The organism is Persicobacter psychrovividus, from assembly GCF_036492425.1.
GTDB lineage: Bacteria > Bacteroidota > Bacteroidia > Cytophagales > Cyclobacteriaceae > Persicobacter > Persicobacter psychrovividus.
Map to the genome: position 1 here is coordinate 14,664 of NZ_AP025296.1, position 13,090 is coordinate 27,753.

The 13,090-nt window shown below is 43.8% G+C and carries 5 protein-coding genes; all 5 read right to left on the minus strand.

The window, feature by feature from the left end; translation table 11 throughout:
• Window positions 1–312: 312 nt before the first annotated feature.
• Window positions 313–3,357 (minus strand): fibronectin type III domain-containing protein, encoded by a 3,045-nt coding sequence (locus AABK40_RS20500; RefSeq protein WP_338399142.1) that lies wholly within the window; start codon window positions 3,355–3,357, stop codon window positions 313–315.
• A gap of 170 nt (window positions 3,358–3,527) precedes the next feature.
• Entirely contained in the window at window positions 3,528–8,084 is a 4,557-nt protein-coding gene (locus AABK40_RS20505) for an Ig-like domain-containing protein (RefSeq protein ID WP_338399143.1), read from the minus strand.
• Between the two features lie 68 nt (window positions 8,085–8,152).
• Window positions 8,153–9,772 carry a glycoside hydrolase family 28 protein gene (locus AABK40_RS20510; RefSeq protein ID WP_338399144.1) on the minus strand — a complete coding sequence of 540 codons (1,620 nt, stop codon included), beginning with the start codon at window positions 9,770–9,772 and terminating at the stop codon, window positions 8,153–8,155.
• Window positions 9,773–9,803: 31 nt separating this feature from the next.
• Window positions 9,804–10,466 (minus strand): FISUMP domain-containing protein, encoded by a 663-nt coding sequence (locus AABK40_RS20515; RefSeq protein WP_338399145.1) that lies wholly within the window; start codon window positions 10,464–10,466, stop codon window positions 9,804–9,806.
• A gap of 49 nt (window positions 10,467–10,515) precedes the next feature.
• A complete protein-coding gene (locus AABK40_RS20520) occupies window positions 10,516–12,999 on the minus strand; it encodes a glycoside hydrolase family 9 protein (protein WP_338399146.1) in 2,484 nt (827 codons plus the stop codon).
• Window positions 13,000–13,090: the final 91 nt, after the last annotated feature.

Consider the following 13,090-nt stretch of genomic DNA (forward strand, 5'->3'; position numbering starts at 1 on the left):
ATCGTAAACGGGAGATCATTATTTAGCACAATTACTCTTTGCTCTGCCTGAGCTATTCACTTCATACAATCCTTTATCAGCATTTCCGAAGGTCGAATTTTCTTAAAAATTTTTAGGCAAGCGCTGAGTTTCATAAAATCCAGTCCATTATTTCCGCTGCAAAATAGGTTCATCAAAAAAATACTTTCCTATAACGGGAAAGCAACCACATGTTAATTCTCTTAAAAACAGTGTGTTACTTAGTATTTAATTACCCATAAAAAAGCACCCAAATGTATGGGTGCTTTATATGTTTTTTAAAGTTAATACTGATTATTTAAACACAATCACTTCCGTCTTTATGATATCGTTAATTTTTACACGGAATATATATAAACCTGAAGGCAAATTCAATATCATAGTGGGTTTATTACAACTTCCACTGCGTATTTGCTGCCCTGACATATTCAAAATAGCATATTCTGCTGTTCCTGCTTCCTGAAAGGCGATGGTCATCTGACCAACAGCAGGATTGGGATACACTTTAAATTTGGCCTCTCTTGGAGTGCTTGAAAGGGGTTTATCTGTGGTGAAAGATACTGTTTCGCTCATGGCTGACTTGTTGCCTGCCAAATCCACCGCTACCACGGCAAATGAATAGGTTGTTTCCGCCGTCAAATCCATCAACTCATAAACTGTTTCACTGGTTGAAGCCAGCATTTCCTCATTCAGATAAATAATATACTCCTTAATCCCTACATTATCTTCTGCAGCATTCCAGCTTAAATTAGCACTGTTTATCGTAACTTCTGAGGCCACCACATTTTCCGGAACGGTTGGGGCGGTATTATCAGTCGTCATAACGGTTACTTCTTCAGAATAAGCGGAGGCATTGCCACTGGCGTCGAAGGCTGAAACGGATACCTCATAATTAGTGTACGGCTCAAGGTTGGTCACTGTAAGGGTGGTCGTCGCCACTTCCAACGGTTCGGCATCACCTACTTTTACTTTGTAGCCTACAACCCCCACGTTATCTGTCGAGGCAGTCCAGTTCAACACAAATCCGGTCTCTGATATATCTGAAGCAATGAGATTCTGCGGAACGGTTGGGGCAGTTGAATCAATCGTTTGGAAGGTGAGTTGATCGCTATGCGTAGACATATTTCCTGCGCGGTCAACGGCATATACATAAGCCGTGTTTTCCGATAACGGAATCAAGTCCATAATAGCCAAATTGTTGGTCATGCCATCCACTTCTACCGCGGGGCCACCATTAACCACAACCATATATTTTGCGATTTGATCGTTGTCGGTTGAAGCCGTCCATGAAAGATCAGCGGTGGTTTCGGTTACATTTTCCACCATCAAATCTGTCGGCACGGTTGGATTTGTCTCATCAGTAGTCATAACATCAATCGCCGCAGAATAGTCAGATACATTTCCTGAATGATCCACTGCCGCAACCTTTACAGTATAAGTAGTGTATGCTGCCAAGCCTAAAACTGTATAACTATTGGTATGAACCAACGCAATGGTATCTTGATCACCGACCATTACTTTATAACCATCTACCTGTCCGCTATTATCCGTTGAACGATCCCAGCCTATGCTTAAGCTGTGTTCGTATCTTCCCAGTGCTTTCAGGTCCTCAGGAACCGAAGGAGCGGTCACATCAATGGTTGTTATCCGTTCAATATTGGTAAAAGAAGAAGCATTGCCTGCGGCATCATAAGCCGATATGCTGATACGGTAAACCGTATTTGCTCTTAAATCTGTTAATTCAAAACTGTTGTCGGCAGCATCAAATTCCTCACTGTCAACCTTCACTTTATAGCCTGCAACTGTGCCACTGTTGTCCATGAATGCCGGCCACTCCATTTTGATGCTTGTTTCTGTAATTTCGATCGCTTCAATTGCAAAATCCTCCGGAGGAGTTGGTGCGGTTTCATCGATAGTCATTACTTCCAAAGCGGTTGAATATTCAGACTCATTACCACTCGCGTCATAAGCTGAAACTTGAACAGCATATTTTGTATAAGCTGTAAGGTCAGTGACGGTGTAAGTTGCTTCGTTTACATCTATTGCCGCTGCATCTCCAATTTTTACTTTATATCCCTCAACCATTCCACTGTTATCAGTCGATGCCGTCCAATTCAGGGTAAAGCCTGTTTCAGTTATTGCTGACGCTACCACATCGGCAGGAATACTCGGGTCGGTACCGTCAAGGGTTTTAAATGAAGTTGTTCCTTCTGCGGATTTATTGCCATTTACATCTACCGCTACAACAGCGACATTATATTCCGTATGATCTTCAAGGTTACTCAGGCTCAGCTGAGCATCTGAACCATGATAGTCTATGGCTCCCCGATCATTAAGATAGATTAAATAATAGTCTACCCCGACATTATCCTCTGAGGCGGTCCAAGTCAATAATGCACTTTCAGCAGTGATATTACTGACCTCCAAATCTGAAGGGGTGGTTGGTACCTCCTTATCAAGAATGATTTGAGTATCGGAATGCTTCGACGTATTTCCTGAGCCATCCGTGGTGTAAATATAGGCCTCATGACTCACCTCAAGGTCTGCAAAAGTGTATTCATATGAGGTTACACCTGTTACTGTTTCTACTTCATTGCCATTGATAACAATATGGTAGGTAATGTCCTCGTCCTGATCAAAAACATCAATGATTTCTGCTTTGTCCCATGAAAGTGTTGTTTTTCCCTCCGCCTCAGTTGTTGCGCTAATATTGGTGGGAGCGTTTGTGGGAATAAGGTCAGCGGTTTCCTGTTTCCATCCGCTCCATTCGTTGGTGATGGCAAACATGGCAAATTCAAGCTCAGGTCGATATTCCCCAATGGCAATGGTCAGGGTGTGAGTTTCACCTGCTTCAAAGGATTTGATAATTCCGCCTTTCGACCATTGAAACTTACTTCCTTTTCCATCTTGCTTAAAATACAGGGAGGGAATTTCGGAGCTCCCATCCCAGTCCCAGGTAGCCCTGATTTCGCCTTGGCTGTTGAGTGATCGATAAAGCATTCCCAAGCCATAACTTCCGGCTTGGTTAAATTTAACTTTGTATTCCAAATAGGGCATAGAGACATTGTCGCCGTTGGTCTCTAAGCCCGAAGTACTTAAGATTTCTACTCCTTCGGCGGAGGTAGAAAATTGCCATTCTCCCTCTACCTCTTCCCCCTCATCAAGAATAATTCCTTTTTCATTGCTAAAGAAATCATTCACACTAAAAAAAGCTTTATGGTCTGAAGCTCCATCAATTTGATGGGTTTCATTCACGATGTTCTGAGCGAACAAATTTTGACTGATCAATAAAAAAAGCAAAAAGCTCATCAGTCTTTTCAAAGTAAAAATATTCATCATTAAAAAATTAGGTTACCCTCGAAATTGGTTCATTTTTACTTATTTTGAGATGAAAATTAATTATTATAAGCGTAAAAATCTCTAAAAATTGGCCGCTTTAGCCTTAAAAAAAGGCTCAGAATCGCTTCTGAGCCTTTTTATCAACAAAAAATTTTGCAGGTAGGGTTTATTTATTTTTTCACCACTCGAAATGACTTGCGAGCTTGGTTTTCGAGTGTCAACTCAATGATATAAACACCTTGTGGTAATGCGGTTAACTCCAAATTCGTCGTTTTTGAAGGGGTAATTTCTTTCATCTGAATAGCTTTACCCACCACGTCAATGATTTTATAAGCATGGATTTTCAGTGGACTGCTCAATGTTAAAGTATTGGCAAATGGGTTGGGGTGCACCTTTGTATTTTGGAGCACATCGACATCCAAAATAGGTTCTTCAGGTTTTTCAACATCCTCCTCTTCAACAAGAACGGCAATTTCATCATAGATATTTTCCGTCATTGCCGAGTAAGCCATGATCACCGTTTCCCCTTCTTTTATTGCGGTAACTTTTCCGTCTTCTGAAACGGTCGCGATGGTTTCATCACCAGATTGGTAAATCACCTGTTCATCGCTCACATACAATGGCAGCACCGAAGCATTGATGGTTTTTTCTTCTCCAACTTCAAGCACCAAATCCATCTCTTCGTCAATGGTAACACTTGCCGGACGCACCCCTACGAGTTCGATATCATCCACGTAAATGGTCATCGGGGAAGAAGAACCCAAGCCTGGCTGAATAACAATATCAGAGAATTCTTTCATGTCCCAGACCGACATCTCCATCAAAGGAACTTCAAGCGTTACCCATTGCCCTGCCGCAACATCTGCATCGAGGGTATAATCTGCCTTTACGAAGCCCGGCAGATCGGAGTCCCCTTCCTGCAAGGAAACTAAAGTTTGCTGAAAAGCCACCGTAGAATAGATCTTAAATCTCAGGGTAGCACTTTCAGCAATCTGAAAAAGCGGCACGCGGATAAAAAAGCCTCCGCCGGCATTGGAACCGTCACGCCCCCAATAGAAAACCTTTTCTGAAGGGTTACCCACGGTCAGGATATTATCGACAATGGCGACATTTCTGCCCCCCCACCCAACGGCACCGTAGGGGTTCCAGTTGAGCACGATGTCTTCAAAATCCAAAATCCCTCTGACATTGGAAGATTTCCCACAGTCTTCTGCATGGGGGTTTTGCTTCAGGCGGACATTGTCCATATACAAGTCAGTGGCTGCATTTCCGGAAGTTTCCGGATAAATATAGATGGTCTTGATGAGCTTGTTGGCAGGCAAAGAATGGTTCAATGTTTGCCACTTATCCGAAGCGGTTACCAAAACAGAAAACTCCTCTTTACTTTCATCGATCATCTCGATCTCAAAGCGAAACTCGGTCAGGTGGGCACCAAAAAAATGGAACTCTATCTGATCAAAAGCGCAAGAGGAATAGGGTTCATTCAGGTTTGGCTGAAAGCCGAACACTTTGTACCCACCACTGGGCCGACTGTACTGTATCACCTTTTCCGATCCGTTGAACTCATCCTTGGAAGGATTATCCACGCTGGCATACACTTGGCCTCCCGTACCAAAAAACCAGTTTTGCCCTGCTGCTGCAGGTCCTTGAATGACCGGGAGGTGCTCATCGCCATCGGCAATAAAGAGAGATTCCCCTTCCTTGACCATCACCGTGATTTCATCCATGATCTCCGGAGAACTCACCGAGATGGCCTTTACTACTGTTGTACCAGCACCCATCCCCATAATTTCACCATCTTTAATGATGGCTACCTGCTCGTCAGCACTTTCCCATCTGATGCTGCGATCTGCAGCATCTTCGGGCAAAACTTCTACCTTGACCATTCGGGTTTCCCCCTCGATCAATTCAATGGATTCTTCTGTAACTTTAACTTCTTCCACCGGACGATCCACCAAACCACTGTTAACCACAACAACTTCAGCTGTTACTGAACCATCCAAAGTAGAAACCGTGATGGTTGCTTCCCCATCCGCGATGGCTGTTATGCGGCCATTCTGATCCACATAAGCAACATCCGGATTACTTGAAGACCACTTCAAGGCCGAAATTGTAGACTTGGCATTATCATTGGCTACCGAGATCAGTCTGCTTTCTTTCAAATACTGGAAATTCGTGATGTCCGTTTCTGAAGGAACCAAACTGCCGATTTTCTGTGCTGCGGTATTATTATCAAAATGTCTTCCGTTGGTAAAACCGTAGGAGATTGCCGCATGAACAGAGTTCTGGTGGCAGGTATTCTCCGATGCCATTGGAGAAATATAGTTGTTCGAATAACGCTCGTGTCCTGGCCAATCATGCACAACAGGGAACATCGAGAAGTTATGCCAATGCTCATTCCATGGACCTTTACCACCGATACGCTCAACGCCGTCTTTACCAGTGTGGGTCTGAACAATAGAGGAAATCTGATCTTCATATCCTTCACGGAAACGCCAAGGGCCGTAAGGTACCCAGCCTGGGTAGGCATCCCAGTTGTCCATCAGGTGGCGCGCATCCAGCGAGAATCCACCATTCACCGGGCGAGGGCCAACATGCGTCATCCAGGTGGAGTGCTCAGGGTTGGTTCCCAGGAAATAATCACAGGTGGTGTAAACCGTTTCTGCAAACTTACTGTCGCCAGAAACGGCGTAAGCTACAACATTTTCAAACATCCAAGGGGTAGAGATATGACCGATCAACATCGGCATGTCAAAAATTCCTCCCCAGCGGGTGGCGCGTTTCTGTGCGGCATTCACGCCTGTATGTTCCGCCGTACCAGTAATCGCTGATCTTAGGCTGCTTTTCAGTTCCTCATCCACATCAAAATTATCGGCAAGGAAGTAGTTGTAAACTGCAAAACGCTCATCCTCTCTTAATGAAGAAGAGTTTTTCAGGTTGTTTAAGCCTTCTTTTGCATAGGAGTGGTATTTTTCTTTGCCCGTCAAACGGTAAAGATTAACGGCGGCATTGGTCTGATGTACCCATAGTGGGTGATCGTAATTCTTGCCACTTGCTGGCTGATGTGCAGGATCCACGGCCCAGTCGAAGGCTTCCTCTGCTTCTTTAATCCAGTTCACTTCTTCGTAAGTCATGTCCTCGAAATGCGCCGCATCCAACAATTCCACCATACCTTTGGTAGGGTCCTGCCCGTTTTTCAACAACACAATCGCCCACTGCGCAGCAATAGAAGAATAAGTGTAAGTCATGAAGGCATCCACTTGGGTAACGTAGGTATTACGAGGATCTTGCCACGACGGTACGCCATTTTGTTCCGGTTCATGCCCTTCTGGGTCTGCACAAACACGTGCACCACCAACCCCACCATCGGAATATCCTTTGGCCATGAGTTCTTTACGCTGACGGTAATTAAATTTCACCAACCAGGAAGCTTCATCCAAAACATCCGGCAATCCATTGCCCGACTCCGGAATATCCATTTCATTATCAGCAAACATATTCGGCAGGTATTCCCAGGTAGTCATCAATAAAGAAGGGATACGCTGGTGAGTATAATAGGCATCCCAGTCACCGGCGTCATGATACCAGCCAGAAACCTCCAAAGGATTGTCTTTTCCGGCATTGATGACATCCTGCTCGTTACCGGAAGCCAGGTTCGGGTCTTGCCATGACATGAATGAGAAATCAGAATATAGCACTTTTCCGGCATAGGAGGTTCCTTCAGGATCTGTTACCAATGGATTTTGGTTCACAGGGCGAATATAGGTCTGCTCTTTGGTTTCGCCGGTGTATGCATCGCGGGTAGTGAATTCATCTTCAATCCGGATACCGTTACGTTGAAGGTAAAGCGCACGGAAGGTATTTCTGTAGGCATCCCAAACAGGATCCTCTCCGATCTTGAAAGGATAGGAAGCACCCATACCTTCAACCACCAATTTAAAGGTTCCTGTTCCTGTAAAGGCTGAGAAATCTGCTTCGTAGACATCTGAGCCCAGGAAATTATCATCTGGTGTTTCGATGGATTGTCCTGTTTCCGGATTGTCCTTGGCCTTACGGAAAGCAAGCTCACCGTCGAATACTTCGGCCCCTGTTTCATCTACCAAATAAAAAGGCTTTCCATCATAAGCGGAAAAATCGATGGCGCCCATGGTTCCTCCCCACTGGTAAACATACCCATATTTTACATGGTTTGGCCCATAGCCCAGGGTATTCACGTGAACAGCCTCAGAGCGAATATCCACCTCATTAAAGGTGAAAGTAATGCTTTCCTGGTCTGCATTCAGGTCAGGAAAACTAATGGTATATTCCTCGCCAGAAGTCAGGGATTTTGGCAGCTTCAAATAGATATAGTGGATCGAAATCCAGCTATCCTCATTGGGCTTCATTCCTTTGAGGGCGAAATCATAACTCAACCCCACCTGTGTATACTCACGACCTTTGGATTTTCGGCCAATCTGTTCGGGAGTAACCGTACCAAAGCCTGCTGCTTCGGAAGAAATACTGTAGGTGTTAAGCGTTTCGGCGAGGTCAATATTCAGTTCCTCTTTAAATATTTTGGTGTCCGCGGTAGATTGCGTTGGGTTTTCAACATAGCCCTCATCAAAATACAGGGCCACAACATCCTTTGTAATGGGTGTCAGGCTTAATTTCAATAAGTTTTGTGCCTGGGCGGAACTCCACTGAAGGCATATAAAGGCCAACAGCAGTAAAAAAGTAAATTTTCTCATAAAAATAGATTGATGTAAAAAATCAGGGAAGAAAAGCCCCCCGAAATGGAAGGGCCTTTTGCAGGTTACTATTTCATCAGTTGTTTCATGTCTTTGCTCCAGTTGTTAAACTGAAAGATCTCGCTGCCCTTCACTTCGTCGGCAGTTTTCACTACACCATTTAAGTTTCTGGCGTTATTGCCCGAAACCATGATCCCTTTGGTAGATTTACCTTCCACCTGAACCAAATTGTCAGCAGCATATTCCACAATGTTACCGGTGATGAAGGCGTCTGTTGAGTTGATCAAACGGATTGGTGTGATCGCTTTGTCACCTTTGAAATCCACATCACCCACCCGGATACCGTGAACATCATCAAATACAAATGCGTGACGACTATCCTCTCCGTTGGTAATGACTTTCATATTTTTGAAAGATACGTTGTTGGCATGACGGACATAGAACGTATGTGCTGGGAATACGCCATAAATCTCTGGTGAAGGATACATCTTAGAGTTCTCAGGAACATTCAACATATTGTCAGGATTAAAACCGGTAAAGCCCTGTGTTTCATATACAATATTATCAAAAAAGATGTTCTCAATATTATAAGTAGGGATACCCATGATTGAAGAAGCATATTTTGAAATACCACGAACAGTGATGTTAGAGAAGGTCATGTTTTTACAGTCACGAACAACTTTATCCTCTTGCTCAGGGTATGACTTTCTCAAACGGTCTCCGATCTTGATATAGAAAGGAGTATCGGTATTGTTGATCACAATGTTTGAAAAGTTCATATTGTCAATCAACGTACCATCCACTGCCTCAATAGCAATACCACAGATCCCGTGCTTGGTACCGAAGAAAGTCTCACGGCCTTCTTGTGCAGGCTCGTTGATGGTGATGTTGGAGATGTTAATGTTGGTGAAGGCAGTATGGCTATCTGTACCAAATTTGATGGCGTTACAGTTTGTTTTGATCACACAGTTGGTGATCGTAACGTTGTCTGTCCCTACAGGTGTGGTACTTTTAAAACACAATACATCATCCTCACAATCGAAGATACAGTTAGAAACGACCATATTTTTACAGTCATCGATATCCAGACCGTCGTTGTTGGCTGCACCATGTGACTGAATGTAGAGCCCATCGAGGAATACATCAGTACAAGCGAGGTAATGCTGTAACCAGAAACTTGGCGAGAACAACTCTATACCCTGCATTCTGATGTTTTTACAGTTCACAAACTGAATCATGTATGGGCGCAACATGTGCTTATCCGACTCGCGCAATACATCGAGTTTAGGGTGTTTACCATTACCGTTGATCTGCCCACCACCGAAGATTGAAAAATTCTCAGCACTATTGGCATAAACCAAAGCGTGGTGTGCATACTCGCCCACGTTGGTTGGGAATTTGTGATCAATGAATGGGTAATCCGCAAGGTCAGTGCTCCCAAACAAGGTAGCGCCGGCCATCAGATTAATATGTACATTGCTTTTGATAAAGATTGTTCCCGTAACATAATCACCTGCTGGGAAAACAATTGTTCCTTTAGTCTCTGAACACTTGTCGATCAATGCTTGTATCGCCTTGGTATTGACGGTTTTGTTGTCCCCTACAATGCCGTAATCCAATACGTTGTAGGTTTCACAGAAACCATTCAGGCTAAAAAATGACAGTAAAACTATAAGTAAATTTCTCATCGTTATTTCTATAAAAAAATGCTTGATTTATTTATTCTTTAATACATCTGACAGAAATGGCATTTTCCTTTCTGTAGCCCAAATCCTCAACGAAAGCTTCGTTATAACCTGCGGAGAAATCTACGCCCAAAGCGGATTGTTTGTGTGCTTCAGTAGATGACCAGAAGAAGGTTCTGTTTCCTTCTTGCCATAAGCGGTAAAGGATGTAAAACCGGTAACCTGAAGGCTCCACATTGAAACCGATCGGCTTGATGTTTTCTGCGAATGGTTCTCTCCATTTGTCAGAGTGAGAGGTCAATTTTGCGCCCGCAACTTCTTTCCCACCAACGGTTTCAATCAACTCATTCCAATCGTCCATTGAAGGTAATTTCCATCCTGTTGGACACACTTGCTTGGCTTCTTTCCAGGTATAATACAAACCATAAGTGTCTGTATCTTCCTCACCCGAAAGTGGGTAACCTGCATTCACATCAAAACCTACCTCATCCTGAATGGCTGTGTTTTCGGCAGCCAATGAAGTACCAGGATTATAGCGAAGGTTTTCGGCCATCCACCATTGTTTTCCCACTTTGATAATTTTATAGTTTTGGCCGTCTCGCTCATCGATAAGCGTTTTGGTTTTTACCTTCTGAGCCTGTGCCATAAAAGGTAAAGCGACCAATGCCAATAAGACTGCTAAAAAATTCCGTTTCATAAAAAATTTATTTAATCTATTGAAAAAAGATGCTGTATTTAGTTTCTAATTAAATCGGCTGTTGCTGGCTCGCCTGCGCTGCGAGGAACCCCCACACATAGGCATTTGGCGCCATGGTTTGCTGTGGTGTCCATTCGTTTTGTATCATCCATCGGTAGATGTCATGATAAAATTCATAAGCCGGAAAATCTTTGGCCGCGGGGGTGTCCTGTTCGTTCAAATAATACTTCAGTGGCCAGGTGAAATAGGCGGAAAGCTTGGCTTCAGGATCAAACTGCCCATAGCACAGGATTCCTGCAGGCAGTTTTTGCCCTGTCAATCGGCTGTCTGGGTGATAGGAGTTTTTGATGCTCTTATCTGTCAGTCCACTCATATAAACCAATCGCATCGGGTTGGCACCCAAGGCGTAATCTGTGCTTCTGAAAATTCCCTGAAGGTACTTTTGCTGATGGGTAAGACGATAAGCCCGAGCCATCTCCATCCCATGTGCTACGGAGAAATACCCAACCATAATGCTTCTCGATTTACCTTCAGCACCAATATTATAGGCATTTCCCTGCTGATAATGCAACACACTGTCTGCCTGAGCGATCAGCATATCTTCTGCCTGCTTCACCAGTGGGTAATCTACAGATTTCAATAATTTTTGTGGTACCATCTGTAACAAGAAAAGGGCATCACTGCTGGCCTGCTGATAGGCTTCCGCATCCTTAAAGAAAGGCCATTTTTCATTGGCGTTACCTTTGGCCATTTTTTCCAGCGAAGGATTCAACGCACTAAACTGTTTGAAGTCATGGAAGAATTTTCTATTGCCTGTCAGGCGATAAAGGTCCAAAGCCGCCTGGCTTTTTTCGGTAAATACCTCACGCTTCAGCGGCTGATCTGATTTTGCAGCATAAGCGGCACTGAAACGCCCTTCGCCCCATTGGTAGGCTTTCAATGCAGAAGATTTATATTCCGCAGCTAATTTAGCATCGTATTGTTCCACCAAATAGGAAAGTCTTGAAGCAACCCCCGCATAGATGAAACTTGACCACATATCGGGTGCATAAACAAAAGTTTCGTAAGATTCCTGATAAGAGGTTTCTCCCTCGCGCGGGTGATCTTCGGCTTCCAATCCACCGCAAATACCGCCCTCAGCAGTTTGCAGACTTTTATAGAAAGAGATATTGAAAATAACCTCGTCGATGATGTCCGGAATATTGTTCTTGCTTTCGGGAATATTTCCATTGAACGCTTCGAAGTAAGCGGGGTACAATTCAAAAAGCTCCAACATCAAGCGGCTGCAATACAAATGTTGAACGCGGCGATCCCAGTCTCCGGCATCATGGTAACCGCCGTAAGCGTTGATCGTTACCAATTCATCCGTTTTATGTTTGAGTAACTCCCCAAAGTTATCTTTATCCAGACCGCGGGCATTCAATCCGTTTCCGGTGTTCATTAAAGAAACCGCCGAACGGTACGTTTTAATATCTTTGTTGGGCAAATAAGCTTCCGGCCGTTTGAAGTCGGTATAAGGCTCCTTCATTTCCATATTCCCACGAATATGAAAGAATCCTTTCATGGCTACCTTGAAAGCATCCCTGAAAGTCGATTTCGAAATTTTGAAATGCTCACTGCGACCGAAAGATGGAATTTCAATATAATATTCTCCAGTGTTGGCCAACTCACCAAATTTGAGCTGATACACATTGGTTTTTGCAAAATTATGATCATCAATATTGTATTCCACTTCATTTTCATCCAGTGCTTTCTCCACTTTTCCCTTGAACACAACTTTGTTATCATTTGCACGGCGCACTTCAAAGTCATGGGCTTCGTCAAAGCTAAAACTCCCACCGGTACCCAACCAGGCGCTCAAATAAGCGGTTTTTGAAGGGTCATCCAACTGATAACCAATATCAGGTAACTGAAAAGCGAAATTCTCCACTTGCTCATTATAATCCCAGGCTAATTTTTGCGGGTCAACATTGAGTCCTTTAGCTTCAAGCGTATAGTGGGCATTCGGTTTCATCCCGAAAGGGAGCTCGAAATAAAGGTCATGCAACATCATGAATTTACGGCTTGGCTCCACCCAGTTGTTGGCTTTACTTTTTTGATAAACCGCCAATGGGCTAACGCCCTCCAGACAACGGTCATCCTCTTTGGAGAAAACCTTGTATGCGGATGCCTGAGTAATATTTTCAGTCTTTAAATCCTGTCCCTTCATTTGCTGACCCATAGCCAATATTTCATGATGAGGCCCAGAAAGCCAGCCGATCTCTTTGCCATTTCTGAATAAGGGGTAAGAAACCTCCAGATCGCGCAGTTTACTTTTTACAACTGCTACTGAATCCCCTTGCTGCTTGACATATTTCACTTGATAACCAGGAATCATCTCCCCCTCCTGAATTTGAAGGTGAACCACCTTAGGGCTCAAAACGCCCATATGCACCACCTTCGGCATAGGCTCAACATTTTTTGTTGACGACTCGCAAGCCATCATAAAAGCCACCGACAGGCAACAACAAATTATACCACTTAAAAATCTCATGACTGATAATTAAAAAATTGATCTGATGATCGGTGATGAATTAAAAAAGGCTTCCTATGGCTTTAGCTACCACTTGGCCTGCCCATTGTTT

Excerpts from the sequence above, each read along its gene's own strand:
- AABK40_RS20505 (WP_338399143.1), bottom strand. The coding sequence starts at position 8,084 with ATGAGAAAATTTACTTTTTTACTGCTGTTGGCCTTTATATGCCTTCAG.
- AABK40_RS20500 (WP_338399142.1), bottom strand. The coding sequence starts at position 3,357 with ATGATGAATATTTTTACTTTGAAAAGACTGATGAGCTTTTTGCTTTTT.
- AABK40_RS20510 (WP_338399144.1), bottom strand. The coding sequence starts at position 9,772 with ATGAGAAATTTACTTATAGTTTTACTGTCATTTTTTAGCCTGAATGGT.
- AABK40_RS20515 (WP_338399145.1), bottom strand. The coding sequence starts at position 10,466 with ATGAAACGGAATTTTTTAGCAGTCTTATTGGCATTGGTCGCTTTACCT.
- AABK40_RS20520 (WP_338399146.1), bottom strand. The coding sequence starts at position 12,999 with ATGAGATTTTTAAGTGGTATAATTTGTTGTTGCCTGTCGGTGGCTTTT.